Below are 26349 nucleotides of genomic sequence, written 5' to 3' on the forward strand. Positions count from 1 at the left end.
CGATGGCGACTCACGCTAATGTCCTTCGACTTCGCGGCGCGAGTGACGCGCCGGGATAACTCGACGGGATAGCAACGATGGAAATGGAATCCGCAGACATTCTGGTACTTCAGGCCAGCTATACCAACCCGGTGCACGCCGAGGCGATTGGCGTGGTGCTCAATGCCTATGCCCAGGACCCGATGGGCGGCGGGCATGCACTGCCCGAAGATACCCTGCAGCAGTTGCCCGGAGAGCTGGCCAAACGTCCCCACGCGTTCAGTGTACTGGCCTTCGTCGACGGCGCGCCGGCCGGGTTGGTCAATTGCTTCGAAGGTTTCTCGACCTTTGCCTGTCGGCCACTGGTCAACGTGCATGACGTGTCGGTGGTCCCGCAGTTCCGCGGTTTGGGGCTGAGCCAGAAGATGCTGCAAAAGGTTGAAGACATTGCCCGTCAGCGGGGTTGCTGCAAGATCACCCTGGAAGTCCTCGAAGGCAATGCGGTCGCACAGGCGTCCTACGGCAAGTTCGGGTTTGCCGCCGGCATGTTCGATCCGGCCCATGGCCGCATGCTGTTCTGGACCAAGGCGCTTTAACTGCTCAGGCATAAAAAAGGGCGCCCCTCAGGACGCCCGGCTGGCTTCGATTACTTCGGTTTGTAGTTTTCGGTCACTTGTGCGGTTTGATCGCTCGGAACACGCAGTTCAATATTTTTGATCTCGAAGCCATTTGCCTTTTGCTGGGCGAGATGCAGCGTCTCGTAGTAATACCGCATGCGTTCGGAGCCGTATTCTGCAAAGGCAGAGACTGAGCCGAACATCATCAGGCCAGCAACGATCAGGGTCGTACATTTCATGGGTGCCTCCCATTACGGGTTAAGGGCCTTTCGTCCATGAAGCAATGTCGCAGGGACATTATCTGCCGATTCCGCCAAATGGGAATGAGCACGCTAGAGCTTCCAGTCCAGGCTTAACGTGACGGTGCGCGGGTCACCCCAAAACACGCCGTTGTAGAACCCGACGTTGTCGTAGTACTTCGTGTCGAACAGGTTATCGACGTTCAGCGATGCCGAGAGGTGCCGGTCGAACTCATACCGCGACATCAACTTCACCACGCTGTAGGCCTCCTGGCGGATGTTCGCGCTGGTGGTGATCACTTCATCATTGGCGCTCCGTCCGATCGGGCGCCTGGCCGCGCGGTAGACGTCACTTTGCCAGTTCACCGCGCCACCGACGGTCAGGGCCTGCCATTCGCCGGGCAGGCGATACGCCGTGGACAGCCGCACCATATTCAGCGGTTGAGGGGTGTTGGTGCGTTGCTTTTCACCATTGACCGAGTGGGTGTAGGTGTAGCCGGCCGTCATGTTCCAGCCCGCCATGAGCTCGCCCGAGACCTCGGCTTCAAACCCCTGGACCTTGTTGCCTTTGCCGCCGGATTTGAAAAACTCCTCGCCGGTGACCGGGTCCGGCGGTACAGAGTCGTCGAGTTCGGCGACGTTATCTTGCTTGCTCCAGAACAGCGCCGTGGCCAGGTTCAGGCGTTCTTCCAGCAGGCTGCCCTTGAGCCCCAGTTCATAGTTGCTGCCCACTACCGGTTCCAGGTATTTGCGGTTGCTGTCGCGGGCGTCTTGCGGCTTGAAGATGTCGGTGTAGCTGACGTAAGCGGTGTACTCAGGCGTGATGTCGTAAAGCAGACCGGCGTAGGGCGTCCACATGTCGTTGTGCTGCTGGCGGGTGGTTTCGACGCCGGCCAGTTGCAGGTTGTTGTCGTAACTGTTGGACTTTTTCGAGATTTCCCACGTGCCATAACGACTGCCCAGTACCGCGTGCAGGTCGTCGGCCAGGGTCAGGCGCGTGGCCAGGTAGCCGGCTTTTTGTCGGGTCTTTTCATGAGCGCCTTGCAGGCTGGTGACGGTGTCGGGGAATTTGGGAATGCCGCCCATGTATTTCCAGTCAGGCACATTTTCGTAATCCGACCGCCGTGCGCCATCCACCGTGTAAGGATTGTCTTCACTGCGTTGCGACTCGCCATAGCCGATCATCATTTCGTGTTCACGCCCGAACAGTGAGTAAGGCCCGGCCACGTTGAAGTCATACACGTCCATCTTTTGCGTGCCGACCATGTGGCTGACGTTGGCGACCATGCCGCTGCGATCCGCCTCGGGGAAACCGCCACCGGCGTAGTAAATCTTGCCGTCAGTGTCACTCTCGCGATGGGTGTAGGCCGCCTTGAAGTGCCAGCCCGCGCCGAGTTGCTGCTCCAGCGTGGCGAATGCTGTCTTGTCCTTCAGCGGCCAGGAACTCCACGGCGTGGCCATGTTGGTGGAACGGCCCAGATGGGCTTTGCTGCCGTCGGCGTTCCAGTACGGGACCGTGCCCCAGGACGTGCCTTGCACCTGTTTGTCCTGATAGTCGTAACCCACCGCAAGCAGGGTGTCGTCGGTCAGGTCGGCTTCAATAATGCCGTAGCCGACTTCCCGTTGCAGTTGGTACTTGTCACGGTAGGAATGGCTGTCGCGATACGCCATCACGCTGCGCCCGCGCAAGCGGCCATCGAAGGCCAGCGGCCCGCCGACGTCCACGTAACTGTAGTAGTCGTCATAGCTGCCAGCGCTGACCCCGCTCAGCGCTTCCCACTGCGCGGTCGGTCGTTTGCGTACCATGTTGATCGTTGCCGACGGATCACCGGCGCCGGTGGTCAGGCCGGTCGCGCCGCGAACCACTTCGATGCGGTCGTAGATGATGGTGTCCGAATCCGACTTCATGTAGCTGAAAGTATTGAGCATCCCGTCGATCTGGAAGTTGGTGATCGAATACCCACGGGACGAATAGCTGACCCGGTCCGAGTCATTGTGCTGGACCACGATGCCGGTGGTCTGGCCCATGGCTTCGGACAGCGTGCCGAGTTTGAAATCGTCCATTTGCTGACGGGTGACGACGGACACCGATTGCGGCGTGTCCTTGATCGACAGGTTCAAGCGCGTCGCGGTGCTCATGGCGCCGGTGGTGTACGACTCGGTGTTTTCGGTGGTGCTTCCCAGGCTGTCGGCGGAAATGCTGGTGGCGGCCAGTTCAAGGGTGGCGGGCTGTTTGTCGGGATCAGTCTCGGCCAGCACATCAGGGCTGAGTGCGGCGCTGCACAGGCCGAAGGTCAAAGTCATGGAACGGGTGATGGGCGCGAACATCGCAGCCGACTCCTTGTCGTCAATGGAAAATTTCCGTTTGTTCAAAGACGAAGAGAGGAGAGGGGATTTAGCAATAAACGAGAATTAATCTCGTTTTAAAGTGTATCGAAGAGGGGAGGTTTTGCGCAGGGCGCAACAAAAGGGGCCGGAATCGGCCCCTGAATGGATCTACTGTTGAACGATTTTCGAATCAACTTTCGGCTTCATCAGGCTGAAGTCGATCAGAGGGCGCACCTGGCGCTCATAAGGGTTGCCGATCATCAATGGGCGCGGCTTGAAGTTGGCGCTGACCAGGCTCTTGCTGCGGTCCAGTTCATCAGCGCTCAAACCGGCGAGGTCAGCCCAGGTGTGAATCAGCTGCGAGCTGCTGTAAGGCCGGCTCAGGTCTGCGGCAAAACTCCAGTCATGGTTTTCGCGCCATTTCGGCGATGCCCAGGCCATGAACGGGATGGTGTACATCGGTGCGGTCGGCTTGTTCTCGTTACGGCCGAGGGTGGTGTGGCCGACGGAGTCGAACACGTCTTCGCCGTGGTCGGAGAGGTACAGCAGGAAGCCGTTCGGATCGGACTTGGCGTAGTCCTTGATCAGGCTCGATACCACGAAGTCGTTGTACAGGACTGCATTGTCATAGCTGTTGTATGTCGGCACCTGGTCGTCGCGCACGCCGTCCGGCACGCCTTTACGGTCGGTGAACTTGTCGAACGTCGGCGGGTAACGGTACTGGTAGCTCATGTGTGTGCCGAGCAAATGCACCACGATCAACTTGCGCGGCGCGGCATCGGCCAGTGCCTTGTTGAACGGCTCGACCACGTCGCCGTCGTACTGCGCAGCGTTCTGGTTACGGTTGTTGTTCAGGTACACCTGCTCGTCGGCCTGCTCGGAGAAGGTCGTCAGCATGGTGTTGCGCTTGGTCATGGTTTGCTGGTTGGTGATCCAGAACGTCTTGTAGCCCGCCTGTTTCATCATGCTGACCAGCGATGGAGTGGACAGGTAAAGGTCCGGATTTTCTTCGTCAGCGAAGGTCAGCACCTGCTGCAACGCCTCGATGGTGTAAGGGCGCGGGGTGATGACGTTGTCGAAGACCGTCAGTTGATCCTTGAGCTTGTCCAGTTCCGGTGTGGTTTCACGCGGATAGCCGTAGAGGCTCATGCGCTGACGGTTGGTGGACTCGCCGATCACCAGCACCAGGGTCGCCGGCTGGTTGGCCATGGTGTCCGTCAGGTTTTTCAGCGGTGCAATCTTGCTCGCGCTGTGCAGCATGTCTTGCATGCCCGCCAGGGTTTCCAGATAGCGGTGATAGGCCACGGCCATCTGCCAAGGCACGGCAGGCTCGATGCGGGTTTCGAACTTGTCGAAACCTTCTGCAAAACTGCCGGTGCGCGCGGTCTGTTTGGCCAGCGGGTAGCCGACCACGGCAATCACAATGGCCGTCGCGGCAACCAGTGCCTGCCCGCGCGGCAATACGACCGGGCGCAAGCGAGTCCACAGGAAATAAGCGAACAGTGTGTGGGCGAGGAACGCCGCGACCATCCACCAGGCGAAATACTGGGTCATGTACTCGCCAGCTTCAGAGATGTTCGACTCGAACATGATGAAGATGACGCTTTGGGAAAACTCCTGCTGGTAAATAAAGAAGTAACCCAGGCTGGCCATCGAGCAGGCCCACAGCACGACACCGATCACCGCCGCCATCACGCGCGTCTGTTTAGGGAACAACAGCATCGGCGCAAGCCAGATGGCGCTCATCACAAACGCCTGGCGGAACCCGGTAAAGCCCGAGGTGCCAGTCAGTTGAATGAGTAATTGGGTGATGCCGGAAAAATACCAGAAGAACAGGAATAGCCAGAGGAATCCTGCCCAATCGAAACCTTTCGCAGACGCAGTGCTGCGTTTAAACAAAGCCATTCAACGCTCCAGCCAGAAATCACTTCGACGTCGTGCCATCCCTTGCCGACGAACGGAAACCACACGAGAACCGAGTGGCCATAATGGAAGGAATTATCAGTCAGCATTTGTGAAAAATTTGTGAACTGGCAGAGATCGCGGGGGCAAAACGAGGTCGGAAACAGCGCAAGGCTGTCTCCGATTCACCTGAAAAATCAGGCGTGAGGTGCGCGTTGGGTAACGGGCAAGGAGGGCGATTGAGTGCCTTGAGTCAGCTGGCGCAGTTGCGCGAGTTCCTGCTTCAAGAGGTCGCGCTCTTCTTTCAATTGACGCAATTCATCCCGACGAATCGTAACGTAAAGGGTCTGTGCTGGCCGTGCTGCGTGTACTGTGCCCATTGCTCACCTCGCAAATGGTTGTCTCAACTGTAGAACCGCCCCTTGCAAGCGGGTGCTGATCTACTATCGGCGCTGATTTTGATTTCTTTTGCCTCACAAGGGAACTTTTTTATTTTTCATGGTCGTTGTGTCTTCGGCGCGATTACCGACGTTATCAATCAGGATCGGGCACAATGCCCGGAAACTATGTGCCAACGCTCTGGACTAACCCCCCATGACTCACGTTGGGCTATAACCTTTGACACACATTATTTGTAGTAGGGAGCATCAGCACATGCAACTCGGGATCATTGGACTGGGCCGCATGGGCGGCAATATTGCGCGGCGCCTGATGCTCAATGGGCATACCACTGTCGTTTACGACCGCAATACCGCCTTTATCGATACCCTGGCTGCCGAGGGCGCCACGGGCGTCGCAGACTTGCCGGCCCTGGTCGCCGGCCTGGCCAAACCGCGAGCGGTCTGGGTCATGCTGCCAGCCGGCGCACCGACCGAAGACACCATCGAGACCCTGAGCAACCTGCTCGAAGCTGGCGATACCATCATCGACGGCGGCAACACCTTCTATAAGGACGACATCCGCCGGGCCAAGACCTTGTCGGAAAAAGGCCTGCACTACATCGACGTCGGCACCTCCGGCGGCGTGTGGGGCCTGGAGCGCGGCTACTGCATGATGATTGGCGGCGATGCCAAAGAGGTTCAACGCCTTGACCCGCTGTTCGCCAGCCTGGCGCCAGGCATGGGTGACATCCCGCGCACCAAGGACCGCAAGTCCGATGACGATCGCGCCGAGCGTGGCTACATCCACGCCGGCCCTGCAGGTTCGGGGCATTTCGTGAAGATGATTCACAACGGCATCGAATACGGAATGATGCAGGCCTTCGCCGAAGGTTTCGACATTCTCAAGACCAAGGCCAGCACCAACCTGCCGGAAGACCAGCGCTTTGACCTGAACGTCGCCGACATCGCCGAAGTCTGGCGTCGTGGCAGCGTGGTCTCGTCCTGGTTGCTCGACCTGACCGCCGACGCACTGGCCAGCGATCCGAAACTCGATGGCTATTCCGGCTCGGTGGCTGACAGCGGTGAAGGTCGCTGGACCATCGAGGCCGCCATGGAACAGTCGGTGCCGGTACCGGTGCTGTCGAACTCGCTGTTCTCGCGCTACCGTTCGCGCGGTCAAGGTACCTTTGGCGACAAGATTCTCTCTGCCCAGCGCTTCGGCTTCGGCGGCCATGTGGAGACTTCGAAAAAATGACCCGTCTGATCCGCAATAAATCCAAGGCAGAACCCGCACCACCGACCACGCTGTTCCTGTTCGGTGCCCACGGTGACCTGGTCAAGCGCTTGCTGATGCCGGCGCTGTACAACCTGAGTCGCGACGGTCTGCTGGGGGATGGATTGCGGATCATCGGCGTTGACCACAACGCCATCACTGACGATGCCTTTGCCCGCAAGCTCGAAGACTTCATTCGAACCGAAGTGGCCGCCAAGGTCGGCAAGGGCGATCAAGCCCTTGATCCGCAGGTGTGGGACAAACTGGCCCAAGGCATCAGCTACGTCCAGGGCGACTTCCTGGACGACAGCACTTATCAAGCGCTGGCGGCCAAAATCGCCGACAGCGGCACCGGCAATGCGGTCTTCTACCTGGCGACCGCGCCACGTTTCTTCAGCGAAGTGGTGCGTCGGCTAGGCGCGGCGGGTTTGCTGCAGGAAACGCCTGAATCGTTCCGAAGGGTGGTCATCGAAAAACCGTTCGGCTCCGACCTGCAAACCGCCGAAGCCTTGAATGCGTGTTTACTCAAGGTGATGACGGAAAACCAGATCTACCGGATCGATCACTACCTGGGCAAGGAGACCGTGCAGAACATTCTGATCAGCCGGTTTTCAAACAGCCTGTTCGAAGCCTTCTGGAACAACCATTACATCGACCACGTGCAGATTACCGCCGCCGAAACCGTCGGCGTCGAAACCCGTGGCAGTTTTTATGAACACACCGGCGCCCTGCGGGACATGGTGCCCAATCACCTGTTCCAGTTACTGGCGATGGTGGCAATGGAACCGCCGGCCGCGTTTGGCGCCGATGCGGTACGTGGGGAGAAGGCCAAGGTGGTGGGGGCCATTCGTCCCTGGTCCACCGAAGAGGCTCGGGCCAACTCGGTCCGCGGTCAATATGCCGCCGGCGAAGTCGACGGCAACCCGCTGCCGGGTTATCGCCAGGAAAACAACGTGGCACCCGACAGCACGACCGAAACCTACGTGGCGCTCAAAGTCATGATCGACAACTGGCGTTGGGTCGGCGTGCCGTTTTACCTGCGTACCGGCAAACGCATGAGCGTGCGCGATACCGAGATTGTGATCTGCTTCAAGCCGGCGCCGTATGCGCAGTTCCGCGACACCGAGGTCGACGAGTTGCAACCGACCTACCTGCGCATCCAGATTCAGCCCAACGAAGGCATGTGGTTCGACTTGTTGGCCAAACGGCCTGGCCCGGCGTTGAAGATGGCCAATATCGAACTGGGTTTTGCCTACAAGGACTTCTTCGAGATGCAGCCGTCTACCGGCTACGAAACGCTGATCTATGACTGCCTGACCGGCGACCAGACGCTGTTCCAGCGCGCCGACAACATCGAAAACGGCTGGCGCGCCGTCCAGCCGTTCCTTGATGCCTGGCAGCAGGACGCAACGGTTCAGTCATACGCGGCAGGTGAGGACGGCCCGGTCGACGCCGACAAGCTGCTGACCCGTGACGGTCGCGTCTGGCACAGCCTCGGATGACAGGCGCCACGCAACAGCCCATCCGTTTTCTGCTCAGTGACATGGACGGCACTTTGTTGCTGCCTGATCACACGCTCAGTCAGCGCACCATTGCCGCGGTCCGTTCGTTGCGCGAGGCGGGCGTGCTGTTCAGCCTGGCCACCGGGCGCCCGCCGAAAGCGATGTTGCAGCAGATCGAAGCATTAGGCGTCGATGTGCCGACGGCGGCGTTCAATGGCGGCACGATCGTCAACCCGGACGGTAGCTTGCTGGTGGCCCATTACTTGCCGGCCACCGCTGCGCTCATCACCCTGACGCAGTTCGCCGATCTGCCGGACATTGAAGTCTGGGTGTTCAGCGGTGGCGACTGGCTGTTGAAGGACGCCAATGGCCCGATGGTTCCCCGGGAGCAGCATGGCCTGGGGTATCCGCCAGTGGTGGTTGAGAGTTTCGAACCGTACCTGGAACGCATCGACAAAATTGTCGCGGCCAGCCATAACACCGGGTTGCTGATCGAGCTGGAGGCGCAATTACTGCCCAAGGTTGAGGGGCAGGCCCAGGTCTCGCGTTCACAGCCGGTGTACCTGGACGTGACGGCGATGCAGGCGAACAAGGGCGCGGCGCTGGCAACACTGGCCGAGTACCTCGGGGTTGCGCTGGAACAGACCGCCGCGCTGGGCGATGGTGGCAACGACCCGGCGATGTTTCATCGCGCCGGGCTGTCGATTGCCATGGGGCAGGCGGAAGAGGCGGTCAAGCGTCAGGCCGACGTGGTGACTGGCGCAAACACCGAAGACGGTGCGGCCCAGGCGATCGAGCAATACATCCTCCCTCGCCAACCCACATAAATCCCCCTTGCAGGAGTGAGCCTGCTCGCGATGAGGCCCTATCAGTCAACATCATCGTTGAATGTATGACCGCTATCGCGAGCAGGCTCACTCCTGCAGTTTTTGGTCAGGGTTACAGCCAGTAGCTGACCGCATACCAGCCCAACACACCCATCACCACTGTGTACGGCAACGCCATCCACACCATCCGCCCATACGACAAGCGAATCAGCGGCGCAATCGCCGAGGTCAGCAGAAACAGAAATGCTGCCTGGCCATTGGGGGTCGCCACGCTGGGCAGGTTCGTCCCGGTATTGATCGCAATGGCCAGCGTCTCGAAGTGCTCGCGGGACATATGACCGGCAATGAACGCCCGTTTCACTTCCGTGATGTAAATGGTCGCCACAAACACGTTGTCGCTGATAGCCGACAGCAAGCCGTTGGCGATATACAACATGCCCGGTTGCTGGTCGGCCGGCAGCGCCAGGACCCACTGGATCAGCGGCGTGAACAGTTGCTGATCATGAATCACCGCCACCACCGCAAAAAACACCACCAGCAACGCGGTGAACGGCATGGCGTCCTTGAACGCATTGCCGATCCGGTGCTCGTCGGTGATGCCGGTGAATGCAGTGATCAAGATGATCACCATCAGCCCGATCAGGCCGACCTCCGCGATATGAAACGCCAACCCTGCAATCAGGATCAACGCCGCGGCGCCCTGGACCAATAAGGCGGCGCGCTGGCGTGGGGTACGTTCGGCGTTGTCTTCGGCGGCATAGTTGGCCAGCACGGTACGCACGTTGTCCGGCAGGAGAGTGCCGTAACCGAACCAGCGCAGTTTCTCCAGCAACACACAGGTCACCAGGCCGGCCACCAGCACTGGCAGCGAAACCGGGGCCACTTTCAAAAAGAATTCGGCGAAGTGCCAGCCCATCTCATGGCCGATCAGCAGGTTCTGCGGCTCACCCACTAACGTGCATACACCGCCTAACGCCGTGCCCACGGCACCGTGCATCAACAGGCTGCGCAGGAAGGCGCGGAACTGTTCGAGGTCTTCATGGTGGAGTTGCGGCAGGTGCTGGTCATCGCTGAACTCGCTGTCCTGGCGGGGATCATTGCCCGAGGCGACGCGGTGATACACCGAATAAAACCCCACGGCCGCGCTGATAATCACCGCCGTCACGGTCAAGGCATCGAGGAATGCCGACAGGAATGCCGAGAGGAAGCAGAACATCAACGCCAGCAGCGCTTTGGAGCGAACCCCCAGCAACAAGCGCGAAAACAGAAACAGTAGCAGGTCTTTCATGAAGTAGATGCCGGCCACCATGAACATCAGCAGCAGGATCACCGGAAAGTTGTGCACCAGTTCGTCATACAGTGCCTGCGGTGTGGTCATTTTCAGCAGCAGGGCTTCGATCAGCAGCAGCCCGCCAGGCATCAGTGGGTAGCACTTGAGCGCCATGGCCAGGGTGAAGATGAATTCCAGCACCAGCAACCAACCGGCCACGACCGGACCTACGGTCCAAAGCACCAGTGCGTTGAGAATCAGGAAACCGAGAATGCTCGCCTTGTACCAGCGAGGTGAGTGGCCGAGAAAGTTATGCGCGAACGCCTGGGCCATTGAACCGGACATCGGCTACTCCTTGTATTAAGAAGCGCGCAACTTGCCGTAACAAGATGGGAATATCAAGTGCGGAAATGCCGGTCTAGCCCAAGTGTCGCACGACAATGGCCTTATAGTTGCCATCCAGCGAATAACCGCCGACGACGATTCTTCCGTCAGCCTGAGCGGCCACCGACGTGGCCGTGTCCAGGCTGCGGCCCAGACGCGTGCGAACCCAGCAGCTGCCTTCGGCAAACCCTGGGTCCAGCTGTCCACCCGGTAAGTACCGGGCTAACAGAAAGTCGGCTTCAACCCCACCGATCGTGGCGCCGACCGCTAATACACGTCCGTCGCTCAGGCGCCGGGCGGCTGTCCATTGGCACCCGCTACGGCCGATTTTCAATAGTTGGGTATGGCCGCTGTTGCAATGGGCGTCCGGGCGGCCGTTGCTGTGTACTTTGAAGGCGAGGCAATGCATGGGGTCGCGGCTGCTGCCGAAACACTGCAAGTCGCCATTGTCCTGCTCGATGATCTGGCTGACCTGAGCGCCACGTTCCTCGGCCTTGAACGTCATAAAACCATCCACGGCGAACGTGTCATCGAGGCGGCCATCGGGGAGGTAACGGGCGAGCAAGCCTTCTTCGGGAAAATTGATCGACCCACCCACCATGATCCGGCCGTCACGTTGCACCATCAGGCTGCTGAGCCAGGAGTTCATCAATAAATGCCGGACGATGACAAAGCCCCGGCCGTTGAAGGACGTGTCCAGTTCACCTTGGCGGGTGAGACGTATCAGCAGACCGACGTGATCGGCCAGTTCAAAATGATGGTTGGCCAGCAGCAGAATCCGGCCGTCTGCCTGGACCTGGACGTCGCAGGCTTCGGCCCCCGGAACCCCCGGAGGCAGCCAGAGGTCGCGCATGCCTTGGGACAGGTTTCCCGGCAGGCGGACGACACAGCGCCCGTTGTCACCGAAATGTTCGACGGGGTGACCTTGCGAGTCGAACAGTGCCAGCGCGGGTAGCGTTCGGTGAGCGTTTTCATAGTGCAGACCGGCCACCAGCAGGTGTCCGTTGGCGAGGACGTGGACTTTGCCCGCCATGGCCTCGTGACCGCGCTGGAATTGCCCGATAACGCTGCCGTCAAGGCCGAATGCCAAGTCTGCCGAGCCGTCCTCCAGTAAGCGGGCCAGGCCAAAGCAATTGCCGTCTCGCATGCCGACGGTTGCCGCCACCAGCACACGACCATTCGAGTCGATTTCCACGCTGTTGGCGATGCTTGAGGTACTGCCTGCGAAATACACTTGGGCTTTGCCGTTGGCGGCAAAACCTTTATCGAGGTCGCCAGCGATGTTCTGCGTTGGTAGGGCAAAAGCCGTCTGGTGTGGCATTCGCGCATCTCCTTGCGAGCTGACCGAAACCCGGATGCGGGAGGGCAACTGCCTGCGAAACATTCAATCCCTGAATGAGCGATCGCACAACTGTCATAACTAACAGACGGAGGGTCACTGTGTGCCAGAACAGTGTCTTTTCGAACCACTGACAAGGCAGCCAAGTAATACGTGGCGAGGAAGTTGAAGTATTAAGTGGGCTGTTACTGTCGCAATCAGCCAGATAAACGGGGGAAGGGCGGATGACCCGAAAGTAATCCGCAAACACCCTTAATGCGGCATGGACCACGATTGCAGTTTATAACCTTCCTGGCTCAGTTCGGCACGGGCCTGCTCCAGCAGGTGTTCGAGTTGTGCAGGATCGGTATAGGCGCTGCAAGGGATCTGGGTGCGGCCGATATGGGTTTTGGTGCGGTCGATGACGGTGATGCAGAGCTCGCCGTTGCCGTCTTGTTGAGCCCAGGCAACGCATTGGAAAGGTTGAAATGCGCGGTCGGCAATCAAAAGAGCTTCGTTGATACGGAGCGGGGCGGTCATGGGGTCTTCTCTCTGTATGCCCAATCAAGTGATGTGCCGTCGGTTGGGCTTACCGTTCGGCTGGTTACTTGTACTGATGCCCCCAATAGGGGGTCAGGTCACACCCAAACAAAAGAAATTTCAACTTTCTTTCATATACTCAATAGCAGGGGCTTCTTCTGAAAGCTAAATGAAAGGTTCAACTCGTTAGGTAACTAAGCAAGTCGTTGCTTATAACTTATTAAGTGGCTGCTCTATAGTCAATCGATACAAGGCCGTGTCAAATTCTTGCTAATGTTACAGCCAGGTCCGCCAAATGACTGTTTTTACTAATATTTCCTAATATTTGGCGCCAAGGAACAGTCATGATCGAAACGCCCGCGTTACGACGTCTGTTAGTAGTAGACCCCTGTGACGACTGCCATCGTCTGTTACCGGGTTTACGTTCTGTGGGTTGGGATGTTGATAGCTGTTCTCTGGAGAATGCCGGCGATAAAACCTGCGACGTTGGCCTCCTGCGATTACAACCTTTCCACCTGGAACGCCCGGAAGCCGTCAAAGAGCTCATCAGCCGCAGCGGCACCGAGTGGATCGCCGTACTCAATCAGGAAGTCCTGCGTTTGCAGAATGTCGGGGACTTCGTTTGTGAATGGTTTTTCGATTTTCACACGTTGCCGTTTGACGTCTCCCGGGTTCAGGTCACCCTGGGGCGGGCCTTCGGTATGGCGCGCCTGCGTGGCCAGGGCACGATTCACATCGATCAGCCTGAGCACGAATTACTGGGCGACAGCAAACCGATCCGCGAACTGCGCAAGTTGTTGAGTAAACTGGCGCCCACCGAATCTCCGGTCTTGATCCGCGGCGAAAGCGGCACCGGCAAGGAGTTGGTCGCCCGCACCCTGCACCGACAATCCCAACGCCACAGCAAACCTTTTGTGGCGATCAATTGCGGCGCGATTCCCGAACACCTGATTCAGTCCGAGTTGTTCGGCCATGAGAAGGGCGCCTTCACCGGCGCCCATCAACGCAAGGTCGGGCGGATCGAAGCGGCGAACGGCGGCACGTTGTTCCTCGATGAAATCGGCGATTTGCCGCTGGAACTGCAAGCCAATCTGTTGCGCTTCCTACAGGAAAAACACATTGAACGTGTAGGCGGCAGTCAGCCGATTCCGGTGGACGTGCGAGTATTGGCAGCAACACACGTCGACCTTGAGGCCGCCATCGAGAAGAAACGCTTCCGTGAAGATTTGTACTACCGCCTGAACGTGCTTCAGGTGGTCACCGCGCCGTTGCGTGAACGCCACGGCGATCTGTCGATGCTGGCCAACCACTTTTCCCATTTCTATAGCCATGAAACCGGCCGCCGTCCGCGCAGTTTCAGTGAGGACGCGCTGATTGCCATGGGCAAGCATGATTGGCCGGGCAATGTCCGCGAACTGGCCAACCGGGTACGGCGTGGACTGGTGTTGGCCGAAGGGCGGCAAATCGAAGCGCGGGATCTTGGGTTGATCAGCCAGCAAGCCTTCGCTACGCCCATGGGCACGCTCGAAGACTACAAGACGCGCGCCGAGCGCCAGGCGTTGTGCGATGTACTGAATCGGCACAGTGACAACCTCAGTGTCGCCGCCAGAGTATTGGGTGTTTCACGCCCGACGTTCTACCGATTGCTGCACAAACATCAGATCCGCTAGGGCGCGGCAAAACGAAAAGGCCCGCTGCGACTTGCATCGCAGCGGGCCTTTTCCATTCCTTGTCAGGGGTTAGAAGTAGTAAGGGAATTTCAGGCTGAACTGGAAGTCCGGGGCATCGTCGGTCATACCCATGGACAGGTTGGGAACAATTGTGAGGTTGTCGGTGGCCGCAATGGTCATGCCGATGTTGAAGTAGCCGGCGTTTGCATCGCTGGAGACCACGGATTCCCAGTCCCCGCCATCCTGTTTCAGCTTGCTTTTGCGTTGCACCAGGTCAGACACCGAGAACGACATACTCATCTTTTCGTTCAGGGCAAACGCAATACCCGCGCCGATCTGGAAGCTGTCGCCGATTTGCACCTTGCCCGGGGTTTTCTGGTTGACCGTCGCGCTGATGTCGTCGAAGGATTCTTCGAAGTTGTGCGTGTAAGACAAGCTGCCGAACAACACCGCAGGGTCAAAGGTTTTGACCAGCGAAATGCCCGGGGTGACGGACCATACGCCGTTACCGGTTGGCAGGGAGTCAGGTACGAACAGGTTGGTATTGGCGTCGGTCTGGCGAAGTTTGATCCCGAACGGATCCTTGCCCGTAGGCGCCTTGACCCTGAAGGTGAACACGGCATCCGGGGTGTTCACCGACTCGTCCATAAACTTGTAGGCGACACCAAAGTTCACGTCACCAATTTCCGGATCCTGGGTGACAGTCGCTTCAGTGGTGACGTTAGCCGCGCCCTGATTGCCGCCACCGGACTGGTACGTCGACTCGCGGTAAATGACTGGCACGTTCAGGTCGAACTGCCAGCGGTTGTTGAAGTTGTAGCGACCGGTGAGGTCGAGCGTCCAGGTATCAGCCTTGATCCGATCGAGGTTGATGTTGCCAAGGAAGATCGAGTCCAGTGCGAGAAAGCCGTTGAGGATCAGCTGGCGGGTGTCGTATCGGGAGTAAGTGAGCCCGGTTTCGACGCTGAATTTGCCGCCGCCGAAGAACCCGCTGGCTTCGTCGTACAGGTTGGAAACGCTCTGTGCCGGTTGTGAATCGTCAGCCAGCGATTGGCCATAAGAACTGCCACTGCCCCCTGCGGCTCCCCCCGATGCGGCTGCGGCGCCAGTCCCTGTGGCTACCGCGGTCCCCGCGTTCCCTTTCATGTCGGCTGGCGACTTGGCCAGGCGTTTTGGTGGGGGAGCTACGGGTTGGTCCTCTACCTGGCGGACCCGTTGTTCGAGTACCGCCAGGGCTTTTTGTTGTACTTCGTATCGTTGCTTTAGCTCCAGAAGTTCCTGTTTCAGGGCCTCTACGTCGGCGTTGGGTGCTGCTTGCAACATCGCCGCCGGAAACAGAGTGCTCAAACAAACTACTGCGCGCAGTGACACTGATCGATACATGAATTAGCCGTCCCTTAAAGCCCAATGGTCGAGAGTCAGCGTAGTTCAATATCCTAAGGTGCGTAGGGCGTTAAGTTGGGTCAGGTTGCAGTCCAATGCGCCAGCACTCGGGCCATTATTATTGAGCACCACGTTGAGTTGAGTGAGGTTATTGACCATGTTGCTGTTGCCCAGCAATCGGGTGTTCTGCAGCAATCCGCCCTGGGCGACTTGTTGCAGTGCAGTGCCTTGGTTGCCGCTGGCCTGAATAGCCATTTGTATGCCACCCCCGGTGGCTGACACGGCGACACTGCCGGCGGCGTTGCTGCCGGTGATGGTTTGTCCGGCCATCAGGGCTTGTCCTTGACCTGGCACAAGCGCAGGAGCCTGGTTGGCTTCCTTCACGTCGATCGAGACGTTGTTGTAGGCGGTGTTGCCGTCCCCGGCGGCGCGAACACTTTGGGTAACGCCTTGGCTGGTCGCCAGGCCTGCTCCACCAATCACACTGCCGGCGCCTTGGTCAGGCGTAGTGCCATTGCCGTCGATCTTGATGGTTGATACGTAGAATTCGGGTTTGATCGTTGTTGCCTGGATCTGCATGGACGACGTTGCGCCGATGACGTCTCCGCTGGCGTTGCGCCAGGTACTGCTCATGACCACGCCGAAGCTGATAATCCGGCCGGGCATTACATAACGGCCGCGCAACTGGGCCAGTTCCTGATCCTTTATTTCGATGGGTTTGAATCCATTGGCATAGCCTGATGCGCTCGCTGCCAGACAGGCAACGGCCAGCCAGTATGAACTTTTCATCTGCTGCTCCCGGAGCATCCTGCCCCACTATCATCTTTTGGCGATTAAAAGAAGTCGCTCTGTATGAAACCAAAATCCATCAATTCAGCGTCTCTGACAGGATTGAAAGTATCCAGCTTGTTCTTGGCCGTCAGTGGTACCGGTGGACTGCGCAATGCATTGGTTTTGTCATAACCGGGACCTACGATAGCGAAGACAATGCCGTTCCAACCTTTGACAAAGTCATCGTGGGAGTAGCGTTTGTGTCCGAGTACCGGGTCGCCGATATAGACCCAGTTCTTGTCAGCACGCTGCAACACCACGAAGTGCTTGTAACCGCGAATTTCCATCAGTACCACCACCGGAATCGTTACAGCATCCAGCTTTTCAGGTGGGATCTTGTAGCCCCTGGCGCGCATGCCGATGCTTTCTATGTAGCGCTTCATGTCCAGCATGGAGAAACCTTGCGTACGAACAAGGTTCTGGTCAGCGTTGACCAGCATGCCTTTGATGATGTGCTCCTCATCGACGTCGAGCCAATAGGCCTGGCGTAACACCGTCGCCAGCGCGGCAGCGCCACAGCTGAAGTCGGTTTTCTGTTCGACAATGTCGGCAAACTTGCGCTCACGCAAACTCTGCACCTGCTTATAGACCAGCACGCCGCCAGGCAGGGCGGCAACTGGCATCTGTGCGGCCTGAGTCAGGCCAGACAGGCAGAGGAGGGCGAAAAGGGCAGTCTTACGCATGATCGATACGCCTTGGCGGACTGTGGAAAAGCCCCGTTGCCGGGGCTTTCATTTCGATCGCGATTACAGGCAGGCTTTGCAACCTGCGGCGATGGACAGCGAGTTGCTTTGTTGGTTGCCAGAACCAGACGATACGTTGGCTCCGCCGTTGCCGGAGAAGTTGTTCATCGAGTTTTGCATTACAGCAGTGTTGGTCACAGGGTTTTTCCAGCCATCTGGAGTCAGGTATTGCTGAGTGGTTACGCCAGCCAGACCGAAGACGCCAACTGCAACGAAGTCGGAATTGACTTTGCCATCGTCATGGCCGCCATGACCACCACCTCTGTTGTCGTTGCCATAGCCACCGTGGCCATGATCATCGTCAGCAGGAGTAGACACTGCTTTACCCGCTGCTACAAACGCGCCAGCAGCAGTGAAGGTGCCTCTGAGGGTGTCGGTTTTGTAGGTCTGAGTGCCGTTGTTGGCCACTTGCAGACCACTGGAGCTTTGGTCAGCCGATGCGGCTGCTGCGGCTACACGGCCACCCGATACAGCAATCGCCAGGTTGTTTTTCTGTTGGTTGAAGTTGCCAGCGGTCACGTTCATCCCGATGTTGCCGGAACCATTGTTGCCTGCATTGGTGAGCGTGGCGGTGTTGGTATTAGAGTAGTTGTTAACGGCGTTGTTGGTGTTGTTTTGTGTGGCGCTGGAAGCCGCCACTGCAGAACCGAAAATGAAGCTTTCGTCAGCAGTAGCCAGTGCGGCGGCGTTGTCTTGTTGGTTGCCGTCGCCGGCGGCCACGTTAGCGCCCATATTACCGTTGGAACCATTGAGCGAGTTGTCGGCTGCTGCACCGTTTTGGGTGCCCTGGTTCAGCACTGTGTTGCCATCGCTGTTCTGTGTATCCAGAACAGTAGCGCCGGCGCCAGCCGTAATTGAAAGAATTTGATCCAGGGTTGGGCCTTTAGGCTGATGACTGCCATGCCCGTTTCCGTGACCATTGCCATGACCGTGATCATCATCACGACCGCCTGCTTGTGCTGCGATTGCCATCACTGCTGCGAGAGCGAAAACCAGTGGTTTGAGAGCCATTGTAGGTTTCATGGTGTTTCTCCGTGCTTATTAGTTGGTTAAGTGTTGGTACTTTCTAATCGCACTGCGTTTGGGTCAGTCAGCGACCCGGATGCTCAGGGTGTTAGCCATTCGGTTCCCCACCCCGGCACTCTGGTTCACCTGGATAATCCCTCGGCTGCCGGTGAAGGCCTGGTCGCTGGTAACGACCTGGCGACTGCCGGTTTGGGACCCAGTTGCTCCTGAGCTTGGTAGCAACGCCACGTTCTGTTGAGAAAGGGCGCTATCGTCGACGCTCTGCGGTCCAGCACTGATGCTGATCCGCGCAGCGTTGGCCATCTGGTTGTTGGCCCCGGCGCTCTGGTTGACGCCCAGTACACCGTTGCCATTACTGAAAGAGGTTCCGCCGATGGTGGCCGTCGCATTCATGGACGGATTGGCGGAGGTGTCGATTGACTGGTGAATCTTGGTGCTCGCCCCGGCATTGGTACCGATTGCGATGGCGCGAACGTTGGTTTGTTGTTGTTGATCGCCGGCCGCCTGGTTGACGTTCAAGTTGCCTTTGTACTGAACGCCGGCATCCTGGATGGTGGCGTTGTTCACGGTTGGAACACCGGAGTCGGCCATGGCGCTGGCACTGGCGAACAAGGCGAGAAAGATAAGGCTACGATTCATGTCATTGACCTCCGGCCATTCTGGTCAGTGGGGCCATGCCGGAACTCATGGCCCGATTGATGGTTCCGGAAATCGCGGCACCGCTGCCGCCACCGTGGCCGGCGCTCATGCCAGGCATCCCGTTGGGATTGGTCACGACATTGAGGCCTGGCATGCTGCCACCGGTTGAGTTTGGATTGATGTTGCCGCTGATGGTCGAGCCGCTGGCAATGCTGGCGAAATCACCGTCAGTCAACTCGGTGTTGCTCATGGTCGACGTGATGCGTGCTGAAGGGTTGGCATTGACGGTGGTCGGGTAGGGGTCTTTGCCGCCAGTGCGGCCAATTGGGACGGGTTGGACATCACGTGTGAGAACGATGACGCCATTGCCATCAGCCTGAGCGTTGAGGCTGAGTACCGACGTAGCGGCACATCCGATCAGCAGTAGGCAAGTCATGCCTTTATTGAAAGTCCCCACGGCAGCAATTCCTTCTTTTGTGGGCTGGCCCTTGTCAGCGTTGGGAAGGAGAGAGCGAAAGCTGTGCCGCTTTTGAATTGTCGTTTTAATTCAACGGGTTAACTTTTTGTGAAAAGCGCGCGATACGTCCGCTGTTTCATGGCTGAGACAAGCTCGACAGGGTTTGGCTGAACAATCGCGACGCAAAGCTCTGGAACAAGGGTTTGCGAGGATGTGTTTCAAGCGCTTAACAAGAGTCATGACAAGATGATGAAGGGCGCTGAAATGGCCTGTTTGCGGGTAGATGAGTGTTTCACGAATGGACACTCTTGCCCCAAAGCAGGGGAAATGGCTGGGGAAATCGACCCAAAATCGGCTCAGGAAACCAGCAGTCGGGTGACCGCATCAAAGGCCTGCCCCCGGCGGTTTTCCCAGCTTCCCCGCAGGACCTGAAACGGTTGGCGGTGCTGTTCGAGCCAAAGGTGAGTTGCCTTGAAAAATTCCAGGCGCTCACTCAGTTCGGGCTGACAGCGCTGGCCGTCATCTGTCCAGTCGACGTGCTCCGGCGATAGCAGCAGGTGAAAATCGTAATGGCGAGCCAATAATGCCGGCTCAAGCCATTCAGGGCAGTCGCCAAACAAGGTCTGGCTCCAGAGGATATTGCTCAGCAAATGAGTGTCGAGAATCAACAGCCGGGGCTGCCGGGAGCGGGCTTCATCTTCCCATTGCAACTGGCCGCGGGCGATGTCGGAAATATCCCCCAGGCAGGTGTCGCGTGGGTTCTGCTCAATGAACCAGCGCACGTATTCATCAACCCGCACACCGCCGAAATGCCCCTGTAACTCAGCCGCCAGCCAGCTCTTGCCACTGGATTCGGGCCCCGTGAGCACCAGCACCTTCATGCGCGCAGTACCGGGTCGGCACGCCATTCACGCCAGCCTTGCACGGCCAGCAGCAGGAACAGCGCATAGAGGGCCGACGTGAGGTACATGCCTTTGTAGATGAACAGCCCGACGAAAATGACATCGACGGCGATCCACAGCGGCCAGCATTGCACGCGTTTTTGCGCCATCCACAGTTGCGCGACCAGGCTGAACCCCGTGAGTGCAGCGTCGAGCCATGGCTGGGCGGCATCGGTCCAGTGCGCCATGGCGGCGCCCAACAGCACACTGCCCAGCGCGCCGACCGCGAGGCCCAAAGCGACTGATTTCGAGTCAAGCCGGCTGACCTGCCGACCGGTATTCGCTTCGCCTGCACGGGTCCATTGCCACCAGCCATAGAGTTGCAGCGCGGCGTAGATCACTTGCAGGAGCATGTCCGAATAGAGCTTCACCTCAAAAAAGATCCAGCTGTACAGCAGGACCATGACCAGGCCAATTGGCCAACACCAGGGGTTCTGTTTGACCGTCAACCAGACGGCGATCACACCGAGGGCAGCGGCAAACAGTTCAAGCCCGGACATGGAGGTTCCTTGGGGAGAGCGAAGTGGGGGGCGGATTGTACCGGCAGCCGCCGCCAAGTAGAACCTGCAGGCTAGTAGCAGCTGTCGAGCAGCGCGAGGCTGCGTTCGGCAGCGCAGCTGTCGTAAACCCTGTACACGCGGCCTGACTGAAACAACGCGCTGCCTGAATTCACGACGACTTCGTCGCCGAACGCAGCCTCGCGTTGTTCGACAGCTGCTACAGGGGGGCTACACGCGAAATTGCTTGAGCAAACCGTTCAACTGCTCGCTCAGGTCTTTCAGCCGAACACTGGCCACACTCGATTGCTCCGCTGCCAACGCGGTGCTGTGGGACAAGCCCGCGGCCTGGGTCACGTTCTGATTGATGTCTTCCACCACATGGGCCTGCTGCAACGTCGCGCTGGCGATAGACGCGTTCAGCCCGTTGAGGTTGCGTAACGCCTGGCCAATCGCATTCAGGCTCGCACCGGCCAGACCGGCTTGTTCGATGGTCAGTTGGGAGGCGCGGCTGCTGTCGCCGATGACCTTGACCGCCGCCTCCGAATGGCTTTGCAGGCGTTCGATCATCGACTGGATTTCCGCCGTGGACTTCTGCGTGCGCTGGGCCAGCAGGCGCACTTCATCGGCCACCACCGCGAACCCGCGACCCTGCTCACCGGCCCGGGCCGCTTCGATGGCGGCGTTGAGGGCGAGCAGGTTGGTTTGCTCGGCGATGGAGCGGATCACCTCCAGGACGCTGCCGATCTGCGTGCTTTCCGTTGCCAGGGTACGAATCACCTCGACTGCCTGATCGATGGTGCCGGACAGTTTGTCGATCTGCTGCAAGCTGCCGTCGATGTTGATCTGGCCTTGCTGCGCCTGGGATTCGGCATCGCGCATTTCGCTGGCCGCATGCTCGGCGTTCTTCGCCACATCCTGCACGCCATAGGTCACTTCATTAATCGCCGTGGCCACCAGTTCCATCTGCTGCGACTGTTGCTGGCTGCGTTGCTGAGCCTGGGCAGCGTCATTACCCAACTCACTGGACGACTGACCCAACGCACTGGCGGACACCTGCAGCTCGGTGATCACCAGGCGCAGCTTGGTGGTAAACGCGTTGAAGTGTCGTGCCAGTTGCGCCACTTCGTCCCGGCCGTGGGTATCGAGGCTGCGGGTCAGGTCACTTTCACCGCTGGCGATATTGGCCATGGCGTTCACGGTGTCTTGGAGCGGGCGCACAATACTGCGGGCAATCAGGATCACCAACAGCGCCATCACCAGCGCGATGACCACGCCGAGGAAAGTGGCCTTCCATACCTGGCCGTTAAATTCGGCCTGCGTGTCGTCGATGTACACGCCCGAGCCAATCACCCAGCCCCAAGGCTCGAAGAGTTTGACGTAAGAGGTTTTTTCCACCGGGGCACTGGCGCCCGGTTTCGGCCAGCGGTAGTTGACCATGCCGGCGCCCTTGGCCTTGGCCACGGCGACCATTTCGTTAAACACCGCAAAACCATCCGGGTCGCGGATGGCCGAGAGGTTCTGGCCGTCCAGCTTGGGGTTGGCCGGGTGCATGATCATCACCGGCGTCAGGTCGTTGATCCAGAAATAGTCGCTCTGGTCGTAGCGCAGTCCGCGAACCGCGGTCAGTGCCTGTTTCTGCGCGGCCTCGCGCGTGAGGGTGCCGGCCGTTTCCAGGTCATGGTAGTAATTCAAAATGCCGCTGGCGGTCTGTACCACGTGCTGGGTTTTCAGCGCCTTGGCCTGATAAAGGTCGTCGTGAATCTGCTTGAGCATCAACATGCCCAACGTCAGCAGCATCACCACCGACACGATCAAGATGAGCCACAAGCGTCGGCTGATCGACACACTGCGCAAGCTGTTCATAACGCGGTTACTCCAGTTTTCTTTTTATTGTCATAAACCAATGCCCGCATCCAACCACGCTTTGCCGGTCGGGCCTATGCGACCCAAGTCCTATTCCGCAGCAGCGTTTTAAAGGCTTGTCTGATAGGATTTCGGCCCCGCGCGGAAAAACCTGAACCACGCTCGATTTTTCACGGAATTTTTACGGTTTCGTCTGGATCCTGTGCGCGCGGAACTTCAACTACGCTCAGCGCGATGAACGTTTAAACAAAACTAACGGGGCATGCCTGGGGGCATTGCTTTTTGGGGGATTGATGGATCTTTGGACCGCCTTTCAGGCATTGATACTTGGCGTAGTAGAAGGGCTGACAGAGTTTCTGCCCATTTCCAGTACCGGGCACCAGATCATCGTCGCCGACTTGCTCAACTTTGGTGGTGAGCGGGCTATCGCGTTCAACATCATTATCCAGTTGGGTGCAATCCTGGCGGTGGTGTGGGAGTTTCGTCGCAAGATTCTCGATGTGGTCACCGGTTTGCCAACGCAACCGAGCGCGCGTCGCTTCACCGCCAACCTGCTGATCGCCTTCATGCCGGCGGTGGTATTGGGGGTGATTTTCTCCGACCTGATTCACCATTACCTGTTCAACCCGATTACCGTCGCGACGGCGTTGGTGGTGGGCGGTGTGATTATGTTGTGGGCCGAGAAACGCCAACATCAGGTGCATGCCGAAACCGTCGACGAGATTACCTGGCAAGATGCGCTGAAAGTCGGTTTCGCCCAATGCCTGGCCATGATTCCAGGGACATCGCGTTCCGGGTCGACCATCATCGGCGGGTTGCTGTTCGGCCTGTCGCGCAAGACCGCTACCGAGTTCTCGTTCTTCCTGGCGATGCCGACCATGGTCGCGGCGGCGGTGTATTCGGGGTTCAAATACCGCCACCTGTTCGTGCCGGCTGATTTTCCAGTGTTCGCGATCGGTTTCGTGACAGCCTTCATCTTCGCGATGATCGCGGTCCGTGGCCTGCTCAAGTTCATCGCCAGCCACAGCTACGCAGCGTTCGCCTGGTACCGCATTGTGTTCGGCCTGGTCATTCTGGCCACTTGGCAGTTCGGCTGGGTTGACTGGTCCGCGGCCAAGCCATGAGTGACGCCGGCAGGCGCCACGACCCCGGACGCAGGTCCGGGGGAGAGCGCATCCAGAACCTGCGGCTCAAACTGCTGGTTTTTGCAGTGCTGTGCGCGTTGCCGCTGTTTGGGTCGGTGTCACTCTGGCTGCGTGGGGTGTCGCTGATTCCGCTGGCGGCATACGGGATCGTCAGTGTGCTGGCGTTTTTCCTGTACTGGAGCGACAAACGCAAGGCCCGCACCGACGCCTGGCGCACGCCGGAAAACGTCTTGCACGCGGTCGAACTGGCCGGTGGCTGGCCCGGCGCCTTGCTGGCCCAGCAGGTGTTTCGGCACAAGACCCGCAAAGTCTCCTATCAACTGCTGTTCTGGCTGATTGTGTTGCTGCACCAGGTGTTCTGGATCGATCAGATGTTTCTCGGCGCGAATCTGTTGGCTTTGTTTTAAAGCAGCAGTCCCACCTGGGTGCGCTTGGGCAGTTTACTCACCACCAATTGGTGGGACCGTTGCAATAAGCCTTGCAGTTCTTCGGCGCCCAGCGGGTAGGGCGTTTGCATGATGATCCACTGGGCTCTCGCCAGATAGGGAGCCGGGTGGATGCCCGGTCGATCGCAATGTCCCAGGAACAGGTCCTTGTCGACTTTGAAGGCCAGGGAGTCGCCGCGCAGGTTCTGCAACGCGAACATCTTGTTTCCGGCAATCGAAAATACCCGTACACCGCCCCATTTATAGTCTTCCCGCGCACCCGGCAGCGCGAGACAGAACTGCGCGACATCCTCTTCGCTCATACGTCCAGCCTTCATATCAAACGGTCCCCACAGGCGTTGAATGTTTCGATCAAATGGTCGAGCCAGGCACGAACTGCCGGCATCACCCCGCGCCGGTGAGGGTAGACCGCTTGCAGCCAGCCGCCAGGCAACGACCAATCGGGCAACAGTTGAACCAGCGAACCGTCTTCCAGCTCCGGCTCGCAATACATCATCGGCAACAGGGTAAAACCCTGGCCGGCGAGGGTGCAGGCCTTGCGCACGATAAAGTCATCGATGCCCAGCCGCGCCTCCATGCTGAGATCGACACTTTTGCCCTGTTGATCCAGCAGGCGGATATGCACCATGCGGTCGGCTTCAAGGGCGCCGAGCACCGGCAGGGTTTTCAGGTCTTCGGGGTGATTGATTTCACGTTCGTGCAAAAACGCCGGGGTGGCGACCATGGCCATTTGTGCCTGGCGCAGGCGTCGGGTCACCAGCAGCGGATCTTCGTCGCCAAGCTCTCGCACGCGCAAGGCGACATCGACGCCTTCAGTCACCAGGTCGACCCGGCGATTGAGCAGCATCACTTCCAGTTGCACCTGCGGATACTTCTCAAGAAATCGGGCGATGACCGTCGGCAACATTTCATGCGCGAGGCCCACGGGGCAGGACACTCGCAAGCGCCCACGTGGTTCGCTGGACATGCTGGCCACCGCTTCATCGGCCATTTCCGCTTCCAGCAGCATCGCCTGACAGTGCCGCAGGTAGCGCTCGCCCACAGCGGTCAGCTTGAGTTGCCGGGTAGTGCGTTGCAGCAGGCGCGCACCGAGGCGTTCTTCCAGTTCGGCGATACGCCGCGACAGGCGCGACTTGGGAATCCCGAGCAAACGCCCGGCGGCCGCGAAACCGCCGGCTTCCACCACCTTGGCGAAATAGTAGAGATCATTGAGGTCTTGCATGACGGCAGTCCGATTGTTCTATCAGTGGGACGAACTATCGCATTGTTGCGGTCTAATCAGCCATTGGTTTCGTCTGTAGGATTCACTCCATCAGATCGCCCCGTGGCGGTCCTCACCTGGAGATCCCACATGAAACTGTTGCATATCGATTCGAGCATTCTTGGTGACAACTCGGCTTCCCGCCTGCTGAGCAGCGAAGTCGTCAAAGCCTGGCAAACCGCAGAGCCAAACGCCGTGGTCACTTACCGCGACCTGGCCGCCGATGCCATCAGCCATTTCTCCGCCACGACCCTTGTTGCCGCGGGCACTACCGCCGAACTGCGCAACGCCGCCCAGCAGCACGAAGCCGAGCTGAGTGCCACTACCCTGGCCGAATTCCTCGCCGCCGATGCCGTGGTGATTGCCGCACCGATGTACAACTTCACCATCCCGACCCAACTCAAGGCCTGGATCGATCGCATCGCCGTTGCCGGTCAGACCTTCCGTTACACCGAAGCCGGCCCTGAAGGCCTGTGCGGCGGCAAGAAAGTCGTGATCGTCTCGACTTCCGGTGGCCTGCATGCCGGTCAGGCCACGGGTGTGGCTCACGAAGAGTACTTGAAAGTACTGTTCGGCTTCATCGGCATCACCGACATTGAATTCGTCCGTGCCCATGGCCTGGCTTACGGTGATGAAGTGCGCACCAAAGCCATGAGCGACGCTCAAGCGCAAATCAGCGAGCAATTGTTCGCCGCCGCGTAAGGCTTGCGTAAAAACGCAAAACAGCTCAGGCAACACCCCAAAAAACTCTGTATTCTGGTCACGCAAGTGCCAGATACGGAGTTTTTTGTTTCTGGCCGTTTCAGGTTGTGGCCCAGGTTATGCAACAGGGGGTTAACGCTCCCGTTCTGCAACGACCTTGGTGGCCGCGATTGCTGGTACAAG

The 26349-nt window shown here is 58.7% G+C and carries 26 protein-coding genes; 8 read left to right on the forward strand and 18 right to left on the reverse strand.

Annotated elements, in window-relative coordinates; genetic code table 11:
* Window positions 1-83 precede the first annotated feature (83 nt).
* Entirely contained in the window at window positions 84-575 is a 492-nt protein-coding gene (locus tag H8F22_RS09275) for a GNAT family N-acetyltransferase (RefSeq protein ID WP_027923510.1), read from the forward strand.
* Between the two features lie 50 nt (window positions 576-625).
* On the opposite strand, the gene H8F22_RS09280 is transcribed toward H8F22_RS09275, so the two are convergent.
* From H8F22_RS09280 to H8F22_RS09295, 4 genes are all read right to left on the reverse strand, one after another.
* The gene (locus tag H8F22_RS09280; protein ID WP_027923511.1) at window positions 626-835 is read right to left on the reverse strand and encodes a hypothetical protein; all 210 of its coding nucleotides are present in this window, start codon (window positions 833-835) and stop codon (window positions 626-628) included.
* Between the two features lie 93 nt (window positions 836-928).
* Window positions 929-3163 carry a TonB-dependent siderophore receptor gene (locus tag H8F22_RS09285; RefSeq protein WP_194940001.1) on the reverse strand — a complete coding sequence of 745 codons (2235 nt, stop codon included), beginning with the start codon at window positions 3161-3163 and terminating at the stop codon, window positions 929-931.
* A 168-nt stretch (window positions 3164-3331) separates the two neighbouring features.
* Window positions 3332-5068 carry a phosphoethanolamine transferase CptA gene (locus H8F22_RS09290; RefSeq protein WP_027923513.1) on the reverse strand — a complete coding sequence of 579 codons (1737 nt, stop codon included), beginning with the start codon at window positions 5066-5068 and terminating at the stop codon, window positions 3332-3334.
* 194 nt (window positions 5069-5262) lie between these two features.
* Window positions 5263-5445, reverse strand: a complete 183-nt coding sequence (locus tag H8F22_RS09295) for a DUF6026 family protein (protein WP_081743948.1) — start codon at window positions 5443-5445, stop codon at window positions 5263-5265.
* Between the two features lie 274 nt (window positions 5446-5719).
* Here H8F22_RS09295 and gnd point away from each other — a divergent pair, with 274 nt between their 5' ends.
* The 3 genes from gnd to H8F22_RS09310 are packed head-to-tail and all read left to right on the forward strand — an operon-like array spanning window position 5720 to window position 9047.
* Complete coding sequence (gene gnd / locus H8F22_RS09300) at window positions 5720-6700, forward strand: phosphogluconate dehydrogenase (NAD(+)-dependent, decarboxylating) (RefSeq protein WP_027923514.1); 981 nt, start codon at window positions 5720-5722, stop codon at window positions 6698-6700.
* Window positions 6697-8220 carry a glucose-6-phosphate dehydrogenase gene (zwf, locus tag H8F22_RS09305; RefSeq protein WP_194940002.1) on the forward strand — a complete coding sequence of 508 codons (1524 nt, stop codon included), beginning with the start codon at window positions 6697-6699 and terminating at the stop codon, window positions 8218-8220. Before gnd ends, zwf begins: the two co-directional genes overlap by 4 nt.
* Entirely contained in the window at window positions 8217-9047 is an 831-nt protein-coding gene (locus tag H8F22_RS09310; protein ID WP_027923516.1) for a Cof-type HAD-IIB family hydrolase, read from the forward strand. Before zwf ends, H8F22_RS09310 begins: the two co-directional genes overlap by 4 nt.
* Window positions 9048-9159: 112 nt before the next feature.
* Here H8F22_RS09310 and nhaB read toward each other — a convergent pair whose 3' ends face one another.
* The 3 genes from nhaB to H8F22_RS09325 form a co-directional block, all read right to left on the reverse strand.
* A complete protein-coding gene (gene nhaB, locus H8F22_RS09315; RefSeq protein WP_027923517.1) occupies window positions 9160-10662 on the reverse strand; it encodes a sodium/proton antiporter NhaB in 1503 nt (500 codons plus the stop codon).
* Between the two features lie 73 nt (window positions 10663-10735).
* Window positions 10736-12022, reverse strand: a complete 1287-nt coding sequence (locus tag H8F22_RS09320; protein ID WP_194940003.1) for an NHL repeat-containing protein — start codon at window positions 12020-12022, stop codon at window positions 10736-10738.
* A gap of 270 nt (window positions 12023-12292) precedes the next feature.
* Window positions 12293-12559, reverse strand: coding sequence for a hypothetical protein (locus H8F22_RS09325; protein ID WP_027923519.1), 267 nt, complete (start codon window positions 12557-12559; stop codon window positions 12293-12295).
* Between the two features lie 344 nt (window positions 12560-12903).
* Here H8F22_RS09325 and H8F22_RS09330 point away from each other — a divergent pair, with 344 nt between their 5' ends.
* The gene (locus H8F22_RS09330) at window positions 12904-14229 is read left to right on the forward strand and encodes a sigma-54 dependent transcriptional regulator (RefSeq protein ID WP_194940004.1); all 1326 of its coding nucleotides are present in this window, start codon (window positions 12904-12906) and stop codon (window positions 14227-14229) included.
* A gap of 69 nt (window positions 14230-14298) precedes the next feature.
* Here H8F22_RS09330 and H8F22_RS09335 read toward each other — a convergent pair whose 3' ends face one another.
* The 9 genes from H8F22_RS09335 to H8F22_RS09375 all read right to left on the reverse strand — a co-directional run bounded on the left by H8F22_RS09335 (window position 14299) and on the right by H8F22_RS09375 (window position 22612).
* Window positions 14299-15612: a transporter gene (locus H8F22_RS09335; protein WP_027923521.1), complete on the reverse strand. Its 1314-nt coding sequence runs from the start codon at window positions 15610-15612 to the stop codon at window positions 14299-14301.
* Window positions 15613-15657: 45 nt separating this feature from the next.
* Entirely contained in the window at window positions 15658-16401 is a 744-nt protein-coding gene (locus tag H8F22_RS09340; protein WP_027923522.1) for a hypothetical protein, read from the reverse strand.
* Between the two features lie 44 nt (window positions 16402-16445).
* The gene (locus H8F22_RS09345; protein WP_027923523.1) at window positions 16446-17126 is read right to left on the reverse strand and encodes a C39 family peptidase; all 681 of its coding nucleotides are present in this window, start codon (window positions 17124-17126) and stop codon (window positions 16446-16448) included.
* A 63-nt stretch (window positions 17127-17189) separates the two neighbouring features.
* Window positions 17190-18209 (reverse strand): heme utilization protein, encoded by a 1020-nt coding sequence (locus H8F22_RS09350; RefSeq protein WP_194940005.1) that lies wholly within the window; start codon window positions 18207-18209, stop codon window positions 17190-17192.
* Between the two features lie 63 nt (window positions 18210-18272).
* Window positions 18273-18851, reverse strand: a complete 579-nt coding sequence (locus H8F22_RS09355) for a hypothetical protein (RefSeq protein WP_027923525.1) — start codon at window positions 18849-18851, stop codon at window positions 18273-18275.
* A 1-nt stretch (window position 18852) separates the two neighbouring features.
* Complete coding sequence (locus tag H8F22_RS09360) at window positions 18853-19308, reverse strand: hypothetical protein (protein WP_027923526.1); 456 nt, start codon at window positions 19306-19308, stop codon at window positions 18853-18855.
* Window positions 19309-19664: 356 nt separating this feature from the next.
* A complete protein-coding gene (locus H8F22_RS09365) occupies window positions 19665-20189 on the reverse strand; it encodes an AAA family ATPase (protein WP_194940382.1) in 525 nt (174 codons plus the stop codon).
* Window positions 20186-20749, reverse strand: coding sequence for a nicotinamide riboside transporter PnuC (pnuC, locus tag H8F22_RS09370; protein WP_027923528.1), 564 nt, complete (start codon window positions 20747-20749; stop codon window positions 20186-20188). Before pnuC ends, H8F22_RS09365 begins: the two co-directional genes overlap by 4 nt.
* A 228-nt stretch (window positions 20750-20977) precedes the next feature.
* Window positions 20978-22612, reverse strand: coding sequence for a methyl-accepting chemotaxis protein (locus tag H8F22_RS09375; protein WP_027923529.1), 1635 nt, complete (start codon window positions 22610-22612; stop codon window positions 20978-20980).
* A 293-nt stretch (window positions 22613-22905) separates the two neighbouring features.
* Between H8F22_RS09375 and H8F22_RS09380 the strand changes: the two genes are divergently transcribed.
* A complete protein-coding gene (locus H8F22_RS09380; protein ID WP_027923530.1) occupies window positions 22906-23736 on the forward strand; it encodes an undecaprenyl-diphosphate phosphatase in 831 nt (276 codons plus the stop codon).
* Complete coding sequence (locus H8F22_RS09385; protein WP_027923531.1) at window positions 23733-24164, forward strand: DUF1294 domain-containing protein; 432 nt, start codon at window positions 23733-23735, stop codon at window positions 24162-24164. The genes H8F22_RS09380 and H8F22_RS09385 overlap by 4 nt, the downstream gene beginning before the upstream one ends.
* Here the strand turns inward: H8F22_RS09385 and H8F22_RS09390 are convergent.
* Window positions 24161-24520 carry an MmcQ/YjbR family DNA-binding protein gene (locus H8F22_RS09390; protein WP_046033107.1) on the reverse strand — a complete coding sequence of 120 codons (360 nt, stop codon included), beginning with the start codon at window positions 24518-24520 and terminating at the stop codon, window positions 24161-24163. The genes H8F22_RS09385 and H8F22_RS09390 overlap by 4 nt on opposite strands.
* On the reverse strand, window positions 24517-25425 hold the full coding sequence (locus H8F22_RS09395) for a LysR substrate-binding domain-containing protein (protein WP_194940006.1): 909 nt from the start codon (window positions 25423-25425) through the stop codon (window positions 24517-24519). Before H8F22_RS09395 ends, H8F22_RS09390 begins: the two co-directional genes overlap by 4 nt.
* A gap of 129 nt (window positions 25426-25554) precedes the next feature.
* On the opposite strand from H8F22_RS09395, the gene H8F22_RS09400 reads away from it, so the two are divergent.
* Window positions 25555-26166: an FMN-dependent NADH-azoreductase gene (locus H8F22_RS09400; protein WP_007949372.1), complete on the forward strand. Its 612-nt coding sequence runs from the start codon at window positions 25555-25557 to the stop codon at window positions 26164-26166.
* Window positions 26167-26349: the final 183 nt, after the last annotated feature.

The sequence above is a fragment of the Pseudomonas mucoides genome (assembly GCF_015461845.1).
GTDB lineage: Bacteria > Pseudomonadota > Gammaproteobacteria > Pseudomonadales > Pseudomonadaceae > Aquipseudomonas > Aquipseudomonas mucoides.

What these genes read in the sequence shown, in the direction of transcription:
- H8F22_RS09310 (WP_027923516.1), top strand. Translation starts at nt 8,217, where the DNA reads ATGACAGGCGCCACGCAACAGCCCATCCGTTTTCTGCTCAGTGACATG.
- H8F22_RS09295 (WP_081743948.1), bottom strand. Translation starts at nt 5,445, where the DNA reads ATGGGCACAGTACACGCAGCACGGCCAGCACAGACCCTTTACGTTACG.
- pnuC (WP_027923528.1), bottom strand. Translation starts at nt 20,749, where the DNA reads ATGTCCGGGCTTGAACTGTTTGCCGCTGCCCTCGGTGTGATCGCCGTC.
- H8F22_RS09320 (WP_194940003.1), bottom strand. Translation starts at nt 12,022, where the DNA reads ATGCCACACCAGACGGCTTTTGCCCTACCAACGCAGAACATCGCTGGC.
- H8F22_RS09400 (WP_007949372.1), top strand. Translation starts at nt 25,555, where the DNA reads ATGAAACTGTTGCATATCGATTCGAGCATTCTTGGTGACAACTCGGCT.
- nhaB (WP_027923517.1), bottom strand. Translation starts at nt 10,662, where the DNA reads ATGTCCGGTTCAATGGCCCAGGCGTTCGCGCATAACTTTCTCGGCCAC.
- zwf (WP_194940002.1), top strand. Translation starts at nt 6,697, where the DNA reads ATGACCCGTCTGATCCGCAATAAATCCAAGGCAGAACCCGCACCACCG.
- H8F22_RS09365 (WP_194940382.1), bottom strand. Translation starts at nt 20,189, where the DNA reads ATGAAGGTGCTGGTGCTCACGGGGCCCGAATCCAGTGGCAAGAGCTGG.
- H8F22_RS09355 (WP_027923525.1), bottom strand. Translation starts at nt 18,851, where the DNA reads ATGAATCGTAGCCTTATCTTTCTCGCCTTGTTCGCCAGTGCCAGCGCC.
- H8F22_RS09385 (WP_027923531.1), top strand. Translation starts at nt 23,733, where the DNA reads ATGAGTGACGCCGGCAGGCGCCACGACCCCGGACGCAGGTCCGGGGGA.
- H8F22_RS09375 (WP_027923529.1), bottom strand. Translation starts at nt 22,612, where the DNA reads ATGAACAGCTTGCGCAGTGTGTCGATCAGCCGACGCTTGTGGCTCATC.
- H8F22_RS09340 (WP_027923522.1), bottom strand. Translation starts at nt 16,401, where the DNA reads ATGAAAAGTTCATACTGGCTGGCCGTTGCCTGTCTGGCAGCGAGCGCA.
- H8F22_RS09350 (WP_194940005.1), bottom strand. Translation starts at nt 18,209, where the DNA reads ATGAAACCTACAATGGCTCTCAAACCACTGGTTTTCGCTCTCGCAGCA.
- H8F22_RS09395 (WP_194940006.1), bottom strand. Translation starts at nt 25,425, where the DNA reads ATGCAAGACCTCAATGATCTCTACTATTTCGCCAAGGTGGTGGAAGCC.
- H8F22_RS09390 (WP_046033107.1), bottom strand. Translation starts at nt 24,520, where the DNA reads ATGAAGGCTGGACGTATGAGCGAAGAGGATGTCGCGCAGTTCTGTCTC.
- H8F22_RS09325 (WP_027923519.1), bottom strand. Translation starts at nt 12,559, where the DNA reads ATGACCGCCCCGCTCCGTATCAACGAAGCTCTTTTGATTGCCGACCGC.
- H8F22_RS09290 (WP_027923513.1), bottom strand. Translation starts at nt 5,068, where the DNA reads ATGGCTTTGTTTAAACGCAGCACTGCGTCTGCGAAAGGTTTCGATTGG.
- H8F22_RS09345 (WP_027923523.1), bottom strand. Translation starts at nt 17,126, where the DNA reads ATGCGTAAGACTGCCCTTTTCGCCCTCCTCTGCCTGTCTGGCCTGACT.
- H8F22_RS09380 (WP_027923530.1), top strand. Translation starts at nt 22,906, where the DNA reads ATGGATCTTTGGACCGCCTTTCAGGCATTGATACTTGGCGTAGTAGAA.
- H8F22_RS09280 (WP_027923511.1), bottom strand. Translation starts at nt 835, where the DNA reads ATGAAATGTACGACCCTGATCGTTGCTGGCCTGATGATGTTCGGCTCA.
- gnd (WP_027923514.1), top strand. Translation starts at nt 5,720, where the DNA reads ATGCAACTCGGGATCATTGGACTGGGCCGCATGGGCGGCAATATTGCG.
- H8F22_RS09335 (WP_027923521.1), bottom strand. Translation starts at nt 15,612, where the DNA reads ATGTATCGATCAGTGTCACTGCGCGCAGTAGTTTGTTTGAGCACTCTG.
- H8F22_RS09275 (WP_027923510.1), top strand. Translation starts at nt 84, where the DNA reads ATGGAATCCGCAGACATTCTGGTACTTCAGGCCAGCTATACCAACCCG.
- H8F22_RS09285 (WP_194940001.1), bottom strand. Translation starts at nt 3,163, where the DNA reads ATGTTCGCGCCCATCACCCGTTCCATGACTTTGACCTTCGGCCTGTGC.
- H8F22_RS09330 (WP_194940004.1), top strand. Translation starts at nt 12,904, where the DNA reads ATGATCGAAACGCCCGCGTTACGACGTCTGTTAGTAGTAGACCCCTGT.